Source organism: Winslowiella iniecta (assembly GCF_001267535.1).
In the GTDB taxonomy this organism is placed as follows: Bacteria; Pseudomonadota; Gammaproteobacteria; order Enterobacterales; family Enterobacteriaceae; genus Erwinia; species Erwinia iniecta.
Genome location: NZ_JRXE01000018.1, coordinates 88,827 through 108,498, shown reverse-complemented (window position 1 = coordinate 108,498; position 19,672 = coordinate 88,827). Strand labels below are relative to the sequence as shown.

Below are 19,672 nucleotides of genomic sequence, written 5' to 3'. Positions count from 1 at the left end.
TATATTACGCTTTCCTCCTTCAGAGTCAACCTCTTTTTCAGAAGTTTTTCTCCGGCGGTTCATCTTACTGAACCTTCCGACCCGCTGGCCTGTAAGCCGTTGTTCCGTGTCAGTGGAGGCGCATTATAGGGAGTTTTTGACGGGTGACAAGTGCTAAATTGAATTATTTGCTCAAGCGCTCACTTTTCATGCAAAACCACTGCAACCTGCCGAAAACCGTGCGATTAATATACAAAACGGGCCATAACGGCCCGTTTTCATCTCAGACATCGGTTTATTGATGGGCCACTATCACGCCATCTTTAACATCCATCTTAATTGTTTTACCCGGAATCAACGATCCGGAGAGAATCTGCTGCGCCAGCGGATTCTCAATTTGCTGCTGAATGGCGCGTTTCAGTGGTCGCGCACCGTAAACCGGGTCGTAACCGTTCTCGCCAAGCAGCTGTAACGCGTCATCGGAGATATGCAGTGTAAAGCCGCGATCTTCCAGACGCTGATAAAGACGCTGTAACTGGATTTTGGCAATTGACGCAATATGCTGCTCACCCAGTGGGTGGAACACCACCAGCTCGTCAACACGGTTAATAAACTCAGGACGGAAGTGATGGCCGACCACCGTCATGACCAGTTCTTTCATTTCCGGGTAGTTCAGATCGCCGAAACGTTCCTGAATCAGATCGGAACCGAGGTTAGACGTCATGATCACCACGGTATTACGGAAGTCAACCGTTCTGCCCTGCCCGTCGGTCAGGCGTCCGTCATCCAGTACTTGCAACAGAATGTTGAATACATCCGGATGCGCCTTCTCAACTTCGTCGAGCAGAATCACTGAATAAGGACGGCGACGCACCGCTTCGGTGAGGTAGCCCCCTTCTTCATAACCGACATAGCCCGGAGGCGCACCCACCAGACGCGACACTGAGTGTTTTTCCATAAACTCAGACATATCGATACGTACCATCGCGTCGTCGCTGTCAAACAGGAAGTTAGCCAGCGCTTTACACAATTCAGTTTTACCCACACCGGTTGGACCGAGGAACAGGAACGAACCAATCGGACGGTTAGGATCGGCGAGTCCGGCCCGGCTACGGCGAATCGCATTGGAAACCGCTTCTACCGCTTCGTTTTGTCCAATTACCCGATGATGAAGGTCATGCTCCATACGCAGCAATTTATCGCGCTCACCTTCCATCATGCGTGCCACCGGAATCCCGGTCCAGCGCGCCAGCACATCAGCAATCTCAACGTCAGTTACGCGGTTACGTAATAAACGCATGGTTTTGCCTTCAGACTGGGTGGCCGCAGCCAGCTGTTTTTCCAGTTCAGGGATCTGGCCATATTGCAGCTCGGACATTTTCCCCAGGTCGCCAACACGGCGGGCCTGCTCCAGCGTCAGCTTAGCCTGCTCAAGTTCTGCTTTAATTGTCTGCGTACCGGAAAGTGACGCTTTCTCCGCTTTCCACTCTTCTTCCAGCTCAGAGTATTCGCGTTCTTTCTGACCCAGCTCATCTTCCAGCATCTCTAAACGTTTGATGCTGGCATCATCTGACTCTTTCTTCAGCGCCTGCTGCTCAAGCTTAAGCTGAATAATGCGGCGCTCAAGGCGGTCGAGTGATTCAGGCTTGGAGTCGATTTGCATACGGATGCTGGACGCCGCTTCATCTATCAGGTCGATGGCTTTATCCGGCAGTTGTCGGTCAGCGATATACCGATGCGATAACGTTGCCGCCGCCACGATAGCCGGATCGGTGATCTGCACATGGTGATGCAGCTCATAGCGTTCTTTCAGCCCACGCAGAATAGCGATAGTGTCTTCAACACTCGGTTCTGCAACAAAGACTTTCTGGAAGCGGCGTTCCAGCGCAGCATCTTTTTCGATGTACTGGCGGTATTCATCCAGCGTGGTAGCGCCGACGCAGTGTAATTCACCTCGAGCCAGCGCCGGTTTCAGCATATTACCGGCATCCATCGCGCCATCCGCCTTACCGGCGCCGACCATGGTATGCAGCTCATCAATAAACAGGATGACATTACCTTCCTGTTTAGACAGATCGTTAAGGACGCCTTTCAGACGCTCCTCAAACTCACCGCGATATTTCGCTCCCGCCACCAGCGCGCCCATATCCAGCGCCAGTACCCGACGTCCTTTCAGACCTTCCGGCACTTCGCCATTAATGATACGTTGCGCCAACCCTTCAACGATGGCGGTTTTACCGACGCCGGGTTCACCGATCAGTACCGGGTTATTTTTGGTGCGGCGCTGCAGCACCTGTATGGTGCGGCGAATCTCTTCGTCACGGCCAATCACCGGGTCAAGCTTGCCCTGTTCAGCACGCTCGGTCAGATCGATAGTGTATTTTTTCAAAGCCTGGCGCTGGTCTTCAGCCCCTTGATCGTTCACGCTTTCCCCTCCACGCATTTGCTCAATGGCCTTCGTCAGCTTGTCGCTGGTTGCGCCGGCGGACTTCAGTAAATCCGCTACGGAGCCGCGCGAATCGAGTGCTGCCAGAACAAATAATTCCGATGATATAAAGTTGTCGCCGCGCTTTTGCGCCAGCTTGTCACAAAGATTGAGAACCCGGACCAGGTCGGCCGAAGGCTGCACATCACCATCAGTGCCTTCTACTTGCGGCAGGCGACCGACCGCCTGTTCAATACCGCCGCGCAATGCAGCGACATCAACGCCTGCAGTGGTGAGTAACGGACGCACCGATCCCCCTTCCTGATTAAGCAAAGCGCTCATCAGATGCAGAGGTTCGATAAATTGGTTGTCGCGCCCGAGGGCGAGTGACTGGGCGTCGGCGAGTGCCAGCTGGAATTTATTAGTAAGACGATCCAGACGCATAATTCCTCCTGTAAAGGTCAAAATGCTACTGGAGATTAAATGAGGTCATCCCTCAAATATTTCAAGGTTAATGACCTTAAATAACAGGCGAAAAAACACGCTAACTGGATCGTCTTGAAACTACAGGTTATATCAGCCAGATCAAACTTGCCAGGCGGCCGGTGACGCCATCGCGTCGGAAGGAGAAAAATTGTTCGATTTGCGTCATGGTACACAGCCCTCCGCCACTCACTGAGCGGATGCCTTGTGCCTCCAGACGCTGACGTGCCAGCAACCAGATATCGGCATAATATTTCTCGCCCGCTGGTTTAAATGCCGTTGCGGCCTGTCGATCCTGAGTGACAAAGGCATGATGGACTTCCGCCCCGACTTCAAACGCATCGGGCCCGATAGCCGGCCCCAGCCAGGCGTGAATCTCGCTGGCCGGACAGGAAAAGTTCGCCAGCGTGGCTTCTAAGACGCCAGCGCACAGCCCGCGCCATCCGGCATGAGCTGCAGCAACTTGCTTACCGTCCTCGGAACAAAACAGTACCGGCAAACAATCTGCCGTCATTGCGGCACAGACTAAACCCGGGCGATCGCTCCAGGCCGCATCGGCACGCAGTGACGCCGGTGCGTTGCCATCCAGACGCAGCACGTCGGTGCCGTGTACCTGCTCAAGCCAGACCGGCATCGCAGGTAACTCCGCCATCACCATCAGCCGCTCGCGGTTGGCTTGCACCGTAAACTCATCATCCCCAACGTGCGACCCCAGGTTCAGCGCATCCCATGGCGCCTGGCTAAAGCCGCCAGCACGGGTAGTCGAGCAGGCACGCACATTGGCTGGTGCCGGCCAGTCGGGAATAATCAGTTCACTCATAACCAGTCCAGCTGATCCTTAAACTCTTCGGTATCGGCTTTCAATGCGTCGATTAAATCGACCATATCCTGCGGCAATGGAGCATGCCATTCCATTTCGATACCGGTGATCGGATGATATAGACGCAGCATGGTGGCGTGCAGCGCCTGACGGTCAAACTGACGCAGCGTGCTGATAAACGCCTCCGATGCGCCTTTCGGTGGACGCGGACGACCGCCATACAGCTGATCGCCTACCAGCGGATGGGTGATATGCGCCATATGCACGCGGATCTGGTGAGTACGGCCGGTTTCAAGACGCAGGCGCAGGCGCGTATGAGCACGGAAATGCTCCATAATGCGATAGTGCGTGGTCGCCGGTTTCCCCATCGGATGCACCGCCATATGAGTACGTTTGGTCGAGTGACGGCTGATAGGTTCGTTAACCGTACCGCCTGCTGTCATCGTACCAATCGCCACCGCTTCATATTCACGGGTGATTTCACGCAGTTGCAGCGCTTCCACCAGGTGCGTCTGCGCCGGGACGGTTTTCGCTACGACCATCAGACCGGTAGTATCTTTATCGAGACGGTGCACAATACCGGCACGCGGCACATCGGCGATGGCCGGATAATAATGCAGTAACGCATTCAATACCGTGCCGTCAGGATTGCCCGCACCCGGGTGAACCACCAGATCGCGTGGTTTGTTAATGACCAGGATGTCATCATCTTCATAGACGATGTTCAGCGCGATATCCTGCGCTTCCCAGCGTGCTTCTTCTTCTATCTCAGCGTTGATAGCGACCTTTTCGCCACCCAGCACTTTTTCTTTTGGCTTATCGACCACGTTGCCGTTAACCATCACGCGACGGTCAAGGATCCACTCTTTTATGCGAGAACGTGAATAATCAGGGAACATTTCCGCTAAAGCCTGATCTAAGCGTTGTCCGAGTTGTGATTCGGACACCGTTGCGGTGAGTTGTACTTGTTGTGCCATAAACAGCTTCTTCGTTAACGTTGGGTTTTCACGGCGATGCCGTTTAATATAATGTGCTATCGTACCTGGTCACTAAAGGGAGCTTAACGGACAGCTTCCGCAATAACACTCTGAGGATAATCAAATCGTCATGACGCGTATGAAATATCTGGTGGCTGCAGCCACGTTGAGCCTGGCACTGGTTGGTTGTTCCAGCTCCAAGGATGTGGTTCCTGACAGTCCACCATCTGAGCTTTACGCTACGGCCCAGCAAAAACTGCAGGACGGTAACTTTAAAGGAGCAATAACGCAACTGGAAGCGCTCGATAACCGCTATCCGTTCGGCCCTTACTCCCAGCAAGTTCAGCTAGATCTGATCTACGCTTACTACAAAAATGCCGATTTACCGCTGGCGCAGGCTGCTATCGATCGCTTTATGCGCCTGAATCCTACCCATCCGAACATCGACTATGTCATTTATATGAAAGGTCTGACGGATATGGCTCTGGATGATTCCGCGTTGCAAGGCTTCTTTGGTGTTGATCGTTCTGACCGCGATCCTGAGCATGCACGTAATGCTTTCCGTGACTTCTCACAACTGCTGCGCGGCTATCCGAACAGCCAGTATGCCGCGGATTCACGCAAGCGTCTGGTGTATCTGAAAGATCGTCTGGCTAAATACGAACTCTCTGTGGCGCAATTCTATACCAAGCGTGGGGCATATGTCGCTGTGGTTAATCGCGTAGAGCAGATGATGAAAGATTATCCGGACACTGAGGCGACCCGCACCGCCCTGCCGTTGATGGAAAATGCCTACCGTCAGCTGCAGTTAACCGCTGAAGCGGATAAAGTCGCAAAATTAATTGCGGCTAACCCGGCATAAATCGTTGAGACAAAAATGGCAGCCAGTTGGCTGCCATTTTTTTTGGCTATAAAAACATCAAACGTGACATTTATCAGCCGGGTTAACCCACCAATAATGCCCCGTTAAAACCGCCCCGGCAAGCCCTGTTACCACATTAATCAGCCAACATCACAGATTTATGTTGATTGACAAAAAGTGACAAATTTTCGTGATCTCAATCACACATCTTGCTCCTTTTCGCGCTATGCTGGACTCACCAAGACGGAAATGACAGAGAGGTAAGTACTATGGTTCTGAACATTACCAGCAAGCAAATGGATATCACGGCGGCCATCCGCCAGCATGTCGAAGACCGTCTCGCCAAACTTGAAAAGTGGCAAACTCATCTGATTAATCCGCACATTGTTCTGTCAAAGGAACCGAAAGAATTTGTCGCTGATGCCACCATAAACACGCCAAATGGTCCACTGATTGCCAGCGCTAAAAATGAAGATATGTATGCGGCAATCAATGATTTGATTAACAAACTGGAGCGCCAGCTGAATAAAGTACAGCATAAAGGCGAAGCACGCCGCGCGGTTGCCAGTGTTAAAGACCTGAGCGTTGTCGAGCAGGAAGAGTGATCAACTCATAATCAACGCGCCTGCGGGCGCGTTTTTTATTGACAGTAATAAATTGCAGCGGTTACTGTTAATGCTCAGCACTCACGGAAATCACCATGAAACTACACCCGTTTTTCTTCGCATTCTTTTTTACCTTCCCCTGAACGGGAGGCAATTCGTCGTGTGAGAATGAATGCGAAGACGAACAACAAAGCCTCCCAAGCGGGAGGCTTTTTTTTTGGACATCTGACAGGTAGCGATAATGAACACCGAAAACCCTCTGTTAGCCCTGCGCGATAAAATCAGCGCCGTTGATGAAAAACTGTTAGCGCTGCTTGCTGAACGCCGCGGACTGGCAATTGAAGTGGCGAAGGCGAAAATGGCCACGCAGCGGCCGATTCGTGATATCGACCGTGAGCGCAATCTGCTGGAACACCTGATTACCCTTGGCAAAAGCCACCAGCTCGATGCGCATTACATCACTCGACTGTTTCAGCAAATCATTGAAGACTCAGTGCTGACGCAACAGGCACTGTTGCAAAAACATCTGAATCAGACCAACGCGCATTCGGCGCGAATCGCTTTCCTTGGGCCTAAAGGCTCTTATTCGCATCTTGCCGCGCGTCGCTACGCCGCTCGTCATTTCGAGCAGTTTATTGAAAGCGGTTGTCTAAAATTTCATGACATCATCAATCAGGTTGAAACCGGTCAGGCCGATTACGCCGTGCTGCCGATTGAGAACACCAGCTCCGGCTCAATTAATGACGTTTACGACCTGCTGCAACAAACCAGCCTGTCCATCGTCGGTGAAATGACCGTGCCGATTCACCACTGCGTGCTGGTCTCTGGCACCACAGATTTGCAGCAAATCGAAACCGTTTACAGCCATCCGCAGCCGTTCCAGCAGTGCAGCCAGTTTATTAATCGCTTCCCACAGTGGAAAATTGAGTACACCGAAAGCACCGCCGCGGCGATGGAGAAAGTGGCAGAGATGAACTCGCCGAAAGTCGCGGCGTTAGGCAGTGAAGCGGGCGGTGAACTGTATAACTTGCAGGTACTGGAACGCGATCTGGCTAATCAACAGCAGAATATTACCCGTTTTATTATTCTGGCGCGTAAGCCGGTTGACGTTTCTGCTCAGGTGCCGGCGAAAACCACCCTGATTATGGCCACCGGCCAGCAAGCGGGGGCATTAGTTGAAGCGCTGCTGGTACTGCGTCAGCACAATCTGATAATGAGCAAGCTTGAATCGCGCCCGATTAACGGTAATCCGTGGGAAGAGATGTTCTATATCGATGTGCAAGGCAATCTGCGTTCCGAAGAGATGCAGCAGGCGCTGCGTGAGCTGACGCCAATCACCCGTTCGCTGAAGGTGTTGGGCTGCTATCCAGGTGAAAACGTGGTGCCGGTCGATCCACAGTAATTGCCGTCAGTCTCAGCCAATAAACAAACCGGGAAAATCCCGGTTTGTTTGTTGCTGTTGCGACTTACTGGCGACTGTCATTCGCCTGACGCAGCAACGTACGGCTCTCCACCAGGAAGCTTTTGGCATAATCACCAAACCAGTGCTCTACCTGGCGGAAGCTGTTGATAAACGCCTGCTTATCGCCCTGCTCCAGCAGCGTAATCGCCTCACCAAAACGCTGATGATAGCGTTTGATCAGTTCAAGGTTGCGACCAGAAGACATAATAATGTCGGCGTACAGCTGTGGGTCCTGAGCAAACAGACGCCCGACCATCGCCAGTTCCAGGCGGTAAATCGGTGACGACAGCGCCAGCAGCTGCTCCAGATTGACATTCTCTTCCGCCAGATGCAGACCATAGGCAAAGGTTGCGAAATGGCGCAGCGCCTGGATAAACGCCATATTCTGATCGTGCTCAACAGCGCTGATACGGTGCAAGCGCGCGCCCCATACCTGAATCTGCTCCAGCAGCCACTGATAAGCTTCCGGCTGACGACCGTCACACCATACTACGAGCTGTTTTGCCAGACTGCCGCTGTCCGGACCAAACATCGGATGCAGCCCCAGTACCGGGCCATTATGTGCCGCCAGCATCGCCTGCAACGGACGATTTTTTACCGAAGCCAGATCCACCAGGATGCAGTCATCCGGCAGTTTTGGCAGTTCGGCAATCACTTGCTCGGTCAGATGAATCGGCACGCTGATCATCACCATGCCAGCATCACTCAGTATGCTTTCCGCCTGGTCCCAGTCATCTTTATCCAGAAGTTTTACCTGGTAGCCCGACAAGGTCAGCATCTTTTCAAACAGCCGCCCCATCTGCCCTTTCCCCCCGACGATAACCACCGGACGCAGTTCAGGACAGAGAGTTTTAAAGCCTTTATCGTTCTCGCTTGAGTAGGATTCGCGCATGACACGGCGCAATACATCCTCAATTAAATCAGGCGGTACACCCAAGGCTTCCGCCTCTTTACGCCGCGAAGCCAGCATTGAGGCTTCGCGTTCAGGAACGTAAATCGGTAAACCGTAACGGCTTTTCACCTCGCCAACTTCAGCGACCAGCTCCAGCCGTCTGGCCAGCAGATCGAGCAGCGCTTTATCCACTTCATCAATTTGATCGCGTAGCGCGGTCAGTTCAGCCACCATAATTAAACCTCTCGTGACAGACGCGCCGTCAGCACTCCATCCAGACTTTGATGGATCTCACGCAACAAGGTTACGGTGGTTTCCCAGTTGATGCAGGCATCGGTAACGGAAACACCGTGGCGCATTGCGCTACGTGGCTGTTCAGATGACTGATTGCCTTCATTAATGTTGCTTTCCAGCATCAAACCGATAATCGAACGGTTGCCATCCTTGATCTGCGCAATGGCAGACTCAGCCACACCGGGCTGACGACGATAGTCTTTATTTGAATTGCCATGACTGCAATCTATCATCAAGGATGGACGGAGTCCCGCCTGAAGCATCTCTTTTTCACACTGCGCAACATCTTCCGGGCCGTAGTTTGGCGCTTTGCCACCACGCAGAATCACATGTCCATCAGGATTACCCTGCGTCTGTAACAGACAGACCTGACCCGCCTGGTTAATGCCCACAAAGCGGTGTGGCATCGCCGCCGCACGCATCGCATTGATTGCTGTACCGAGGCTGCCGTCAGTGCCATTTTTAAAGCCAACCGGCATCGACAGACCCGAAGCCATTTCACGGTGAGTTTGGGATTCCGTGGTACGCGCACCAATTGCTGACCAGCTGAACAGATCGCCAAGGTATTGTGGGCTGTTAGGATCAAGCGCTTCGGTAGCCAGCGGCAGCCCCATTTCCACCAGATTCAGCAACAATCGACGCGCAATGTGCAGACCGGCTTCCATATCAAACGAGTTATCCATATAAGGATCGTTGATCAGCCCTTTCCAACCGACAGTGGTACGAGGCTTTTCAAAATAGACGCGCATAACGATATACAGCTGATCCTTCAACTGTTCAGAGAGATCTTTCAGGGAACGGGCATATTCCAACGCAGCTTCAGGATCGTGAATAGAACAAGGTCCGCAGACCACCAGCAGGCGATGATCTTTGCCGCTGATAATGTCAGAAATGGTCTGACGAGAAGCGGTAATCTGCGCTTCCAGCTGGGCATTTAACGGAAACTGTTTTTTCAACTCTTCCGGCGTAATCAATATCTGTTCGTCGGCGATATGAACATTATTCAGCGCGTCTTTTTGCATGATCCTGATCCTTTCTCACTCGTTTATGCGTTCGTTAAGATCCTCAATGAGGTGAGAAGTACTTTACCATATAACGTAAAGCCTGCAATCCACATATGTACACTTTATTTACCACTTAGTGAAATTGCGGCGAAAAATCACATTAAATATGTTATTAATCAATGCAATAAATAAATACGCACACCATATTTACTGTACATTTTAGTTTACAACAATAAGCTTTCCTGAGACCTGCTGACCGGTAAAACTGCTTTTAAATCTGTCACCTGCATCACTATCGAAATCCTTTTCACTTCCCTCTATGCTGTAAAGCAAGACGGACAAATCGCTATAATTTACGATGGAGCTTTAATGAATATACACCTTCGCCCTTTTGCCATGCAGGATGCCGCCGCTTTTGCACAGGCGGTGAATGAATCACTGGAAAGTCTGCTACCGTGGATGGTCTGGGCGCATGCGGATTACAGCGAACAGAATGCACGTGAGTGGTTTAGCTTTACTGAGATGCAGCGCAATAAAGGTGAGGCGGATGAGTTGGGTATCTACGACGATAACGGACATCTGTTAGGCGGGGCCGGTCTGCGCTATGCGCGTGATAAATCCTGCCTGCCGGCAATTGGCTATTGGGTTCGTAGCAGCCAGCAGCGCAAAGGCATTGCCCGTCAGGCGGTCGCATATCTGGCGGAGCAGGCTTTCCGCTGCCCGGAAATTAACACCATCGAAATTCTGGCGGCAGAAACTAACCTTGCCAGCCGCGCGGTAGCCACAGCCAGTGGCGCAGAATTGATCGATACGCGTTATGGCTTGATCATTCTCGATAGCGGCCCGGTGAATACCGCTATCTATCATTTACGCCGCAGGCATCAGGCTCCGCAGTGACTGGAGTTGTTGTCCCTCCGCACTGAAGTTTTGCGGATCGAGCCATGTACTGATTGCCAGATCAATCGCTGGCCACTCGCTATCAATAATCGACAGCCAGTCCGTGTCGCGGTTGCGATTATTGCGCGCCATCATCTGACGAAATCGCCCTTCCCAGCGAAATCCCAGACGCTCTGCCGCCACGCGCGAGGGTGCATTCAGTGAATCGCACTTCCATTCGCAGCGACGATAGCCCAGCTCAAAGGTGGTTTTTAGCATCAGCCATAACGCTTCTGTACCCAGAACCGTGCGCTGCATAGCGGGAGACCAGCTCAGATGCCCCAGCTCCAGCACGCCATTACTGTTATCAATACGCATAAAACACGCCATTCCCACCGCTTTTGCCGTCAGATTATCGACGACAGCAACCGGTACCAAGGTAGAATCGGACACCTTGTCGGCAATCCACTCACGACAGGCCGCCACATCAACCGGTCGTGGACTCATCAGATAGGTCCAGTCGCGATCATCCTGTGCACTGGCATAAGCGTCATACAGATCCTTCGCGTGACTATTAATATCCAGTGGCTCCAGCCGGCAATAGCGTCCGGCGATCACCGCTCGCGGTGGCGACAACACCGGTTGCCAGTCAGGTAATGCTTCACCAATGGGTTGCTGGTACTGATTGGTTCGCTGCATAAAAAGCCTCAGTGATGTTAATGATGTCGTGGCCATTAATGTGACAGCACTGAGCGGTGACTTCCACACAAAAAAAAGGGGCTGACCAGTCGGTCAACCCCTTGTTTGCTATTAACTTTTGGATGCAGCGTAAGCTGTATCTTAGTTAAGACGCTCTTTGATACGAGCTGACTTACCAGTACGCTCACGCAGGTAGTACAGTTTGGCTTTACGCACGGCACCACGACGTTTAACAGTAATGCTGTCGATTACTGGTGAGTGAGTCTGGAATACACGCTCAACACCTTCGCCGTTGGAAATCTTACGAACAGTGAATGCAGAGTGCAGACCGCGGTTACGAATAGCGATAACCACGCCCTCGAATGCCTGCAGACGTTTTTTAGAACCTTCAACGACCCATACTTTCACTTCCACGGAATCACCCGGACGGAATGAAGGTACGTCCTGTTTCATCTGCTCTTGTTCAATTTGCTTAATAATGTTGCTCATAATAAATCTCTTATCCTGGGTAAACTGATATTTAAGGAGGTTAGCGTTACGCTTAACCCACCGCATCATCGTTTTGGTGCCCGGAGAATTCCCGTTGGAACTCTGCCAGCAACCTTGCTTGCTCTTCAGTCAGAGCCAGGTTTTCCAGAAGTTCAGGTCTTCTAAGCCAGGTACGGCCCAGCGACTGTTTCAGGCGCCAACGGCGAATATCGGCATGGTTGCCCGACAGTAACACTGGCGGAACCTCCATCCCTTCCAACACTTCAGGTCGGGTGTAGTGCGGACAATCCAGCAAACCATCAGAAAACGAATCTTCTTCGGCTGAGGCTTGTTTGCCCAGTACGCCTGGAATAAACCGGGATACTGAATCAATCAAGGTCATTGCAGGCAGTTCGCCACCACTGAGAACGTAATCACCAATAGACCACTCTTCGTCGATCTCGGTTTTGATTACGCGCTCATCAATCCCTTCATAGCGACCACACACCAGAATTAACTTCTGGTTAGTCGCCAGTTCGCAAACGCCATTCTGGTCAAGTTTGCGCCCCTGAGGTGAAAGATAAATCACCTTAGCACCTTCTCCTGCCGCCGCTTTTGCTGCGTGGATGGCATCCCGTAAGGGTTGAACCATCATTAGCATTCCCGGTCCGCCGCCGTAAGGACGTTCGTCTACGGTACGGTGCCGGTCCTGAGTGAAATCACGAGGACTCCAGCTCTGAATGCTGAGCAGGCCATTTTTTACTGCCCGGCCAGTTACCCCGTAGTCGGTAATCGCGCGAAACATCTCTGGAAAAAGGCTGATTATGCCAATCCACATCGATGGTGCCGCCTGCTTACCGCTTTGTTCGGAGGTCAAAAACCAGGATCCCAATCTACTTCAATGGTGCCGGTAGTGAGATCGACATTCTTGATAACCTGTTCATCAAGAAACGGAATTAACCGCTCCTTCGCACCGAAGGCATCTTTCAGGTTTGCCTGCACGACGAGAACGTCGTTTGAACCGGTTTCCATCAACTCAGTGACTTTACCCAGCTCATAGCCTTTCGTGGTGACAACCTGGCAACCGATAAGGTCTTTCCAGTAATAGTCACCCGTATCCAGCTCTGGCAATTGCTCGGAATCGACCACAATTTCGCAATTGGTGTACAGTCCCGCAGCATCACGATCGTCAATGCCTTTGACTTTGATGATCATGTCCTGATTGTGGCGCTTCCAGCCTTCCAGCTCGATAAGCTGCCATTGACCCGCACGTTGGATAAACCACGGCTGATAGTCAAAAATGCTTTCGGCGTCTTCGGTGGAGGAAAACACTTTGAGCCAACCACGGATACCGTATGCCGCACCCATCTTGCCGAGAATAAGCGGCTTAACAGGGGGCCGGGCGGCGAGTTGCTTGCTCATGTTGACCACCGTGACAGATTAAGCTGCTTTTTTAGCTTGCTTGATCAGCGTGTTAACGCGATCAGAAAGCGTTGCGCCCTGGCCAACCCAGTGCTCAATACGGTCCAGATCCAGACGCAGTGCTTCAGCCTGACCAGAAGCGATCGGGTTGAAGAAGCCTACGCGCTCGATGAAGCGACCGTTACGTGCATTACGGCTGTCAGTGACGACTACCTGATAGAACGGACGCTTTTTAGCGCCGTGACGTGCCAAACGAATTGTTACCATAACATCCTCTTTAGTTAATAAAACAACCGGGCCCCATCGAGGAACGGGGCCCGGCTGCAATATAAAAAGCCCGAAAATTTTACTCATTTTGGCGCAAAAAGCAATCGAAAGCTCACTATCGTTTTACGCCATGATGTTTCGGGCCCTGTCAGCGACCAGGAAATCCTGGTGGCATCATACCTTTCATACCGCGCATCATTTTTGCCATGCCGCCTTTCTTCATCTTCTTCATCATGCGCTGCATGTCGTCGAACTGTTTCAGCAGGCGGTTGACGTCCTGCACCTGCATACCGGAACCGGTCGCAATACGGCGCTTACGCGAACCTTTAATAATTTCTGGTTTCTCACGCTCTTTGCGTGTCATGGAGTTGATCATCGCTTCCATGCGCACCAGAACTTTGTCATCCATTTGCGATTTCACATTGTCCGGCAGCTGACCCATACCCGGCAGTTTGCCCATCAGGCTGGCCATACCGCCCATGTTACGCATCTGCTTCAGCTGCTCAAGGAAATCGTTCAGATCGAAGCCATCGCCTTTTTTCAGCTTACTGGCGAGTTTTTCCGCCTGTTCGCGGTCAACTTTGCTTTCGATATCTTCAATCAGTGACAGCACGTCCCCCATGCCGAGGATGCGCGAAGCAATACGGTCCGGGTAGAACGGCTCAAGGGCTTCGGTTTTTTCGCCGACACCCATAAATTTAATTGGCTTACCGGTGATATGACGAATCGACAACGCCGCACCACCACGCGCATCACCATCGACTTTGGTCAGTACCACACCGGTCAGCGGCAGCGCTTCGTTAAACGCTTTCGCGGTATTTGCCGCATCCTGACCCGTCATGGCATCGACGACAAACAGGGTTTCTACCGGATTAATCGCGGCGTGAACCTGTTTGATTTCGTCCATCATTGCTTCGTCGACGTGTAAACGACCGGCGGTATCCACCAGCAGCACATCGTAGAATTTCAGTTTTGCCTGTTGCAGCGCATTGTTGACGATATCGACGGGCTTCTGGCTCAGATCTGATGGGCAGAAATCGACGCCAACCTGTTCGGCCAGCGTTTCCAGCTGACGGATTGCTGCCGGACGATAAACGTCAGCTGACACCACCAGCACTTTCTTTTTATGCTTCTCACGCAGGAACTTACCCAGTTTTGCCACACTGGTGGTTTTACCAGCACCCTGCAAACCGGCCATCAGTACTACTGCCGGCGGCTGTGCGGCCAGGTTCAGGGTATTATTTTCATCACCCATCGCCGCGACCAGTTCGTTCTTAACGATCTTGACGAATTCCTGGCCTGGCGTCAGGCTTTTGTTAACTTCATGACCTACCGCGCGCTCTTTGACGCGATTAATAAAGTCACGCACTACCGGCAGGGCAACGTCCGCCTCCAGCAGCGCCATGCGCACTTCGCGCAAGGTTTCTTTGATGTTCTCTTCGGTCAGCCTTCCGCGGCCACTGATATTGCGCAGGGTCTGCGACAAACGATCGGTTAAATTATCAAACATTGTCTCTCGCTCAACGTCGTATAAGAGAGGCCGCACAGGCGACACAATTCGGCGGATTATAACACGAAGCGATGGCGATCTCTGCAATCAGCGATGAGATCGTTTGGTGCATGCTGCTGCTGGCGCTATACTGCTGTTTTTCTTAACGGCCGGTACCTGACAACATTTATGTTCGTATTCGCGATTGTGGCGCTTTTCGCCTACTCACTCAGCCTTGCCCTGATCATCCCAAGCCTGGTCCGTAAAAACAGTGCATGGCGACGTCTGGCGGTTATTTCTGCCTGCGTTGCATTGGTTGCTCACGGCGTTGCGCTGGAGCAGCGGATATTTGGCATGGAGGGTGGGCAGAACCTCAGCCTGCTGAACATCGGCTCGCTGGTCAGCTTACTGATCTGTACCATTATGACGATTGTCGCCTCGCGCAATCGTGGCTGGATGCTGCTACCGATTATCTACAGCTTCGCGCTGATTAACCTCGCCTTTGCCACTTTTGTCCCCAACGCCTTTATCACTCACCTGGAAACCACGCCAGGCATGATGATCCATATTGGTCTGGCGCTGCTGGCCTATGCCACGCTGATTATCGCCGCACTCTATGCACTGCAACTGGCATGGATCGATTATCAGCTGAAAAATAAAAAGCTCGCATTCAGCAATGATATGCCACCATTAATGGTCATCGAGCGCAAAATGTTCCACATTACCCAGGTTGGCGTAGTGCTGCTGACGCTGGTGCTGTGCACTGGCCTGTTCTTTATGCAGGATCTGTTCAGCCGTGAAAACGTCGACAAAGCGGTGCTGTCGATTATCGCCTGGTTTGTTTATATCGTCTTACTCTGGGGCCATTATCATGAGGGCTGGCGTGGTCGTCGCGTCGTCTGGTTTAACTGCGGCGGCGCACTTTTGCTGACCATGGCCTATTTTGGTAGCCGCGTCCTGCAACACCTCATGTCCTGACCTCTCACCACAAGGAATTCCCGCGTTGGAACATGTTTCAACCACTACCCTGATCATCACATTGGTGATTATGGTGCTCGTCTCGGCCTATTTCTCCAGCTCGGAAACCGGGATGATGATGCTCAACCGTTATCGCCTGAGGCATCAGGCGAAGAATGGCAATCGCGCCGCTCGCCGCGTTGAGAAGCTGTTACGTCGTCCTGACCGCCTGATAAGCCTGGTGCTAATCGGTAATAACCTTGTCAATATTCTCGCCTCTTCGCTGGCCACAATCGTCGGGATGCGCCTGTACGGTGATGCGGGTGTTGCCATCGCTACCGGTATTCTGACCTTTGTGGTGCTGGTCTTTGCCGAAGTGCTGCCAAAAACTATCGCGGCGCTCTACCCGGAAAAAGTGGCTTTTCCCAGCAGTTTACTGCTGGGTCCATTACAGATCATTATGCTGCCGCTGGTCTGGCTGCTGAACACCATCACGCGCATTCTGATGCGTATGGTCGGTATGAAAGCTGACGGGGCGATCAGCGCCGCACTGAGCAAAGATGAGCTGCGTACCATTGTGCATGAGTCCCGCACGCTGATGTCGAGTCGCAACCAGGACATGCTGCTGTCGGTACTGGATCTGGAGAAAGTCAGCGTTGATGACATTATGGTGCCGCGCAATGAGATTGTTGGCATCAACGTCAACGATGACTGGAAAGCCATTGTGCGCCAGCTTACCCACTCGCCGCATGGCCGCATCGTCCTCTACCGTGATTCGCTGGACGACGCGATCAGCATGCTGCGCGTGCGCGAAGCCTACCGCATGATGACCGAGAAAAAAGAGTTTACCAAAGAGAACCTGCTGCGCGCCGCCGACGAGATTTACTATATCCCGGAAGGGACACCGCTGAATGTGCAACTGGTGAAGTTCCAGCGTAACAAGAAGAAAGCCGGTCTGGTGGTTGATGAGTATGGTGATATTAAAGGGCTGGTCACTATCGAAGATATTCTTGAAGAGATTGTCGGTGATTTTACTACTTCAATGTCACCGACGCTGGCGGAAGAAGTGATGCCGCAGAATGATGGTTCTGTGCTGGTTGAAGGCAGCGCGAACGTGCGCGAACTGAATAAAGCGTTTAACTGGAACCTGCCGGAAGAAGAAGCGCGTACCGTCAACGGCATGCTGCTGGAGGCGCTGGAAGAGATTCCTTCAGCCGGTACCACCATTCAGTTAGGTGGCTACGCTATCGATATCCTCGATGTGCAGGAAAATATGGTGAAGCAGATAAAAATCATCCCGCAGAAACCGCTGAAAGAGTCGGTCGGTTCTTAACCGGATAAGACGGATAAAAAAGGCGACCCTCAGGTCGCCTTTTTGCTGTGTGTCTCACAGGGGCGGCATTCTCTTTCAGAGAAAACTAGATATGCAGCTCTTGCAGCTTCTCTTTCGGCAGCGCCAGTTCGTCGTTGTGGTTAACGCGAATCTCGCTGTCAACGATATGACGCGCGATTTCCTGTGCTTCGTCCAGTGAGTGCATTTCGTAAGTTCCGCACTGATACTCGTTCAGTTCCGGGATCTTACGCTGATCAGTCACTTTTAACACATCGCCCATCGCCGCTTTCCAGGCGTCAGCAACACGTTGCTCATCTGGCGTACCAATCAGGCTCATATAGAAGCCGGTACGGCATCCCATCGGTGAAATATCAATAATTTCCACGCCGTCGCCATTCAGGTGGTTACGCATAAAGCCAGCAAACAGATGCTCCAGCGTATGAATACCACGCTCTGGCATCACTTCTTTGTTCGGCTTGCAAAAACGCAGGTCGAAAACAGTGATGGCATCGCCATGCGGCGTGTTCATGGTTTTCGCAACGCGTACCGCAGGTGCGGCCATGATCGTGTGATCAACAGTAAAACTATCCAGCAGTGGCATACAGTCACCTCCTGTTTTAGAAAATTTTTTAAAAAAGATGAAACTTTTCTGGTCGCCGTGCGTCTGAATAAGTGAAAGACGCGCATTTTGTTATCATCATCCCTGACAACAGAGATGTTAATTTGGCCACAGTGATGTGGCCTTTTTCTTTTCTAGCCCGCCTTCGTGGCGAGGAAATCGTCAAAGCTTAACGTATCGCTCTCTTCGATCTGTTGCTGACTCGCCCGCGAACGCTCCGCTTCTTGTGCAAACTGCTGTTCAGTCAGCACTTCTAAATGCTCTTCTGCCAGCAACTGACGATATTGTTCCGCCAGCGCCTGCCCGCTGCCGCCAAGGCCATTTTCCTTCATCGCGTGCAGAATGCGTGCTGAATAGGTCAGTTCAGGATCGTCAAACGATGCGACCAGCCGATCGCAAACTTCCTGATAACGACGATCGCCCTGATTACTGTCCAGCGTTTCCGCCACACGACGCAGGTCGCGGAACAGTTGCTTACCGACCTCAACCAGCGGCTGTTGGGCAGTCTCACAGCCCATACCGATAGTCTGACCCGGTTTGCGCCCTTCCAGAATGACACGATTCCAGTTCTGACGGCTGCACAGCAACTCGTCACTGCTCATTTCCGGCGCGTCAGCCAGAGTACACCAAATCAGGAAAAGATCGAGGAAACGCACCTGGTTGGCATCAACACCGATTGGCGAGAACGGATTGATATCCAGTGATCGCACTTCGATATATTCAATACCGCCGCGCAACAGCGCATCGGAAGGCGCTTCACCCGATTGGGTCACGCGTTTCGGACGAATCGGTGCATACAGTTCATTTTCGATCTGCAACACATTGGTGTTCAGTTGCAAATAATCGCCATTTTCATCTTTCAGGCCAATTTCAGCATACTGTTCTGAAGGCGTTTTAATCGCGTTCTTCAGCGCGGTCACGTAATCCGGCAGATTATTAAAGGTAATACCCAGGCTGTTTTGTGATTTGTTGGTATAACCCAGATCGCTCAGGCGCAACGACGTGGCATACGGCAGATACAGCATACCTTTCTCGTCACGTTCAAACGGCAAAGCACTCTCTTTACCCTGCAGGAATGATGAACAGATTGCCGGAGAAGCACCAAACAGGTAAGGAATAATCCAGCCGAAACGGTAGTAGTTACGAATCAGTCGCAGATAACCGTCTGAGATCGCCTCTTTGCCGCTTTCCCTGTCTTTTACGCCCGCCCACTCTTGCCAGAACGACAGCGGTAGCGAAAAGTTATAATGCACGCCGGAGATAGTTTGCATCAGCGCACCATAGCGATTTTTCAGCCCCTGGCGATACAATGTCTTCATGCGACCTATATTGGAACGACCGTATTGGGCCAGCTCAATGTTGTCACTTTCATCAATAAAGCACGGCATGCTGAACGGCCACATCCGCTCTTCGCCAATATCACGCGCCACATGGCGATGGATATCGCGCAGAAACGCCAGCAGGCGATCGATATCCTGCTCAACCGGGGTGATAAATTCGAGCAGCGTCTCAGCGAAATCGGTAGTGATCCATTTGTGGGTCAGCGCTGAGCCGAGTGAGTCGGGATGTCCAGTATTTGCCAGATGACCATCGGGTCTGACACGCAGCGTTTCACGTTCAATACCGCGGCCAATGCCATTTAATGCGTTGGGATGAGCTTCCAGCCAGGAAAGCGCCTGTGATACGTCCGGGATCAAATTGACCTCCCGCTCAGAGAAAAATTATTATTGTTCAGCATA

At 52.0% G+C, this 19,672-nt stretch carries 19 protein-coding genes, 1 pseudogene and 1 other annotated feature; of the genes and pseudogenes, 7 read left to right on the top strand and 13 right to left on the bottom strand.

Annotated features, from left to right (window positions below; genetic code table 11):
• Positions 1 to 274: 274 nt before the first annotated feature.
• The 3 genes from clpB to rluD form a co-directional block, all read right to left on the bottom strand.
• Positions 275 to 2,848: an ATP-dependent chaperone ClpB gene (gene clpB, locus NG42_RS13940; protein WP_052900058.1), complete on the bottom strand. Its 2,574-nt coding sequence runs from the start codon at positions 2,846 to 2,848 to the stop codon at positions 275 to 277.
• Positions 2,849 to 2,975: 127 nt separating this feature from the next.
• Positions 2,976 to 3,707 (bottom strand): purine nucleoside phosphorylase YfiH, encoded by a 732-nt coding sequence (yfiH, locus tag NG42_RS13935; RefSeq protein WP_052900057.1) that lies wholly within the window; start codon positions 3,705 to 3,707, stop codon positions 2,976 to 2,978.
• A complete protein-coding gene (gene rluD / locus NG42_RS13930; protein WP_052900056.1) occupies positions 3,704 to 4,684 on the bottom strand; it encodes a 23S rRNA pseudouridine(1911/1915/1917) synthase RluD in 981 nt (326 codons plus the stop codon). The genes yfiH and rluD overlap by 4 nt, the downstream gene beginning before the upstream one ends.
• Before the next feature lie 130 nt (positions 4,685 to 4,814).
• Here rluD and bamD point away from each other — a divergent pair, with 130 nt between their 5' ends.
• From bamD to pheA, 4 genes are all read left to right on the top strand, one after another.
• Positions 4,815 to 5,546, top strand: a complete 732-nt coding sequence (gene bamD / locus NG42_RS13925; RefSeq protein ID WP_052900055.1) for an outer membrane protein assembly factor BamD — start codon at positions 4,815 to 4,817, stop codon at positions 5,544 to 5,546.
• 269 nt (positions 5,547 to 5,815) lie between these two features.
• A complete protein-coding gene (raiA, locus tag NG42_RS13920) occupies positions 5,816 to 6,151 on the top strand; it encodes a ribosome-associated translation inhibitor RaiA (protein WP_052900054.1) in 336 nt (111 codons plus the stop codon).
• Between the two features lie 94 nt (positions 6,152 to 6,245).
• Positions 6,246 to 6,370, top strand: a sequence feature (Phe leader region).
• A complete protein-coding gene (gene pheL, locus NG42_RS23085; RefSeq protein ID WP_193787948.1) occupies positions 6,247 to 6,294 on the top strand; it encodes a pheA operon leader peptide PheL in 48 nt (15 codons plus the stop codon). It overlaps the preceding feature by 48 nt.
• 22 nt (positions 6,371 to 6,392) lie before the next feature.
• Positions 6,393 to 7,553: a bifunctional chorismate mutase/prephenate dehydratase gene (gene pheA, locus NG42_RS13915; protein WP_052900053.1), complete on the top strand. Its 1,161-nt coding sequence runs from the start codon at positions 6,393 to 6,395 to the stop codon at positions 7,551 to 7,553.
• A gap of 64 nt (positions 7,554 to 7,617) precedes the next feature.
• Here the strand turns inward: pheA and tyrA are convergent, their stop codons facing one another.
• On the bottom strand, positions 7,618 to 8,739 hold the full coding sequence (tyrA, locus tag NG42_RS13910; RefSeq protein ID WP_052900052.1) for a bifunctional chorismate mutase/prephenate dehydrogenase: 1,122 nt from the start codon (positions 8,737 to 8,739) through the stop codon (positions 7,618 to 7,620).
• Between the two features lie 2 nt (positions 8,740 to 8,741).
• Positions 8,742 to 9,821: a 3-deoxy-7-phosphoheptulonate synthase gene (locus NG42_RS13905; RefSeq protein WP_052900051.1), complete on the bottom strand. Its 1,080-nt coding sequence runs from the start codon at positions 9,819 to 9,821 to the stop codon at positions 8,742 to 8,744.
• Positions 9,822 to 10,172: 351 nt separating this feature from the next.
• On the opposite strand from NG42_RS13905, the gene NG42_RS13900 reads away from it, so the two are divergent.
• Positions 10,173 to 10,700 (top strand): GNAT family N-acetyltransferase, encoded by a 528-nt coding sequence (locus tag NG42_RS13900; RefSeq protein WP_052900050.1) that lies wholly within the window; start codon positions 10,173 to 10,175, stop codon positions 10,698 to 10,700.
• On the opposite strand, the gene NG42_RS13895 is transcribed toward NG42_RS13900, so the two are convergent.
• From NG42_RS13895 to ffh, 6 genes are all read right to left on the bottom strand, one after another.
• Positions 10,671 to 11,378, bottom strand: coding sequence for a GNAT family N-acetyltransferase (locus NG42_RS13895; protein WP_052900049.1), 708 nt, complete (start codon positions 11,376 to 11,378; stop codon positions 10,671 to 10,673). The two genes, NG42_RS13900 and NG42_RS13895, sit on opposite strands and share 30 nt — an antisense overlap.
• 141 nt (positions 11,379 to 11,519) lie before the next feature.
• The gene (gene rplS, locus NG42_RS13890) at positions 11,520 to 11,867 is read right to left on the bottom strand and encodes a 50S ribosomal protein L19 (protein ID WP_031374778.1); all 348 of its coding nucleotides are present in this window, start codon (positions 11,865 to 11,867) and stop codon (positions 11,520 to 11,522) included.
• A 52-nt stretch (positions 11,868 to 11,919) separates the two neighbouring features.
• On the bottom strand, positions 11,920 to 12,684 hold the full coding sequence (gene trmD / locus NG42_RS13885) for a tRNA (guanosine(37)-N1)-methyltransferase TrmD (RefSeq protein WP_053115850.1): 765 nt from the start codon (positions 12,682 to 12,684) through the stop codon (positions 11,920 to 11,922).
• A 35-nt stretch (positions 12,685 to 12,719) separates the two neighbouring features.
• Positions 12,720 to 13,268: a ribosome maturation factor RimM gene (gene rimM, locus NG42_RS13880; protein ID WP_052900047.1), complete on the bottom strand. Its 549-nt coding sequence runs from the start codon at positions 13,266 to 13,268 to the stop codon at positions 12,720 to 12,722.
• A gap of 18 nt (positions 13,269 to 13,286) precedes the next feature.
• Entirely contained in the window at positions 13,287 to 13,535 is a 249-nt protein-coding gene (rpsP, locus tag NG42_RS13875) for a 30S ribosomal protein S16 (RefSeq protein ID WP_052900046.1), read from the bottom strand.
• Positions 13,536 to 13,683: 148 nt separating this feature from the next.
• The gene (gene ffh / locus NG42_RS13870) at positions 13,684 to 15,045 is read right to left on the bottom strand and encodes a signal recognition particle protein (protein ID WP_052900045.1); all 1,362 of its coding nucleotides are present in this window, start codon (positions 15,043 to 15,045) and stop codon (positions 13,684 to 13,686) included.
• 168 nt (positions 15,046 to 15,213) lie between these two features.
• On the opposite strand from ffh, the gene NG42_RS13865 reads away from it, so the two are divergent.
• Both NG42_RS13865 and NG42_RS13860 read left to right on the top strand, forming a co-directional pair.
• Entirely contained in the window at positions 15,214 to 16,002 is a 789-nt protein-coding gene (locus NG42_RS13865; protein WP_052900044.1) for a cytochrome C assembly family protein, read from the top strand.
• Between the two features lie 25 nt (positions 16,003 to 16,027).
• A complete protein-coding gene (locus tag NG42_RS13860) occupies positions 16,028 to 17,314 on the top strand; it encodes an HlyC/CorC family transporter (RefSeq protein WP_052900043.1) in 1,287 nt (428 codons plus the stop codon).
• 85 nt (positions 17,315 to 17,399) lie between these two features.
• Here the strand turns inward: NG42_RS13860 and luxS are convergent, their stop codons facing one another.
• Both luxS and gshA read right to left on the bottom strand, forming a co-directional pair.
• Entirely contained in the window at positions 17,400 to 17,915 is a 516-nt protein-coding gene (gene luxS / locus NG42_RS13855; protein WP_052900042.1) for an S-ribosylhomocysteine lyase, read from the bottom strand.
• Positions 17,916 to 18,067: 152 nt separating this feature from the next.
• A pseudogene (gshA, locus tag NG42_RS13850) lies at positions 18,068 to 19,671 on the bottom strand (glutamate--cysteine ligase).
• Between the last annotated feature and the right edge of the window lies 1 nt (position 19,672).